Source organism: Paenibacillus medicaginis (assembly GCF_042138635.1).
GTDB lineage: Bacteria > Bacillota > Bacilli > Paenibacillales > Paenibacillaceae > Paenibacillus > Paenibacillus medicaginis.
The window spans coordinates 1-529 of the sequence record NZ_JBHIRY010000092.1; the positions used below are offsets into that span (position 1 = coordinate 1).

1 protein-coding gene is annotated in these 529 nt (G+C 52.7%); it reads right to left on the bottom strand.

Annotated features, from left to right (window positions below):
* Positions 1 to 246: 246 nt before the first annotated feature.
* Positions 247 to 420, bottom strand: a complete 174-nt coding sequence (locus ACE5LO_RS27785; RefSeq protein ID WP_375523140.1) for a hypothetical protein — start codon at positions 418 to 420, stop codon at positions 247 to 249.
* Positions 421 to 529 lie beyond the last annotated feature (109 nt).

Here is a 529-nt window from a genome sequence, read left to right on the forward strand (position 1 = left end):
AAAAAAAATCCCCAAGACGCATACTCATCCGGGTTTTCTCCTCCAGTCTGTTGCCAGCCTTCATCGGCCCGGATTTACTCGCTACTACGGAACGATCCGCCATCTCGCAGCCCTTCGGTTTGGCTTTCCCTTTCGGTTATACCTCCCCTACCTTATCCGCGTTCGCGCCAAGGAGACTACGAGACTTCCCTCAGTTATCTGCATCTTCTATTCCATCCATCCTGACCCTAATCACGTCGATGAGCCTTACAGGTCATATCCCTTTGTTTGTTTTCCTGTAAGATATACATATTTGTATAGGTTTCCCCGATTTCTTGGCGGGTCACCCAGCATCGCCGCCACCTCTGGTTCACTGCATTCCGGGCTGGACTTTGCCTGCAGGCCCTTCGGATTCTTCCTCACGGAAGACACCCTGCCCATCCGGGCAACCTCCGGTTGCCCGGATGTCTGCTTCGACTACGGCACTTTAAAGGGTAAAGTTACCGGGTGGATTTGAACCACCTAGATGGTGCGACTGTGAGGCGCACAA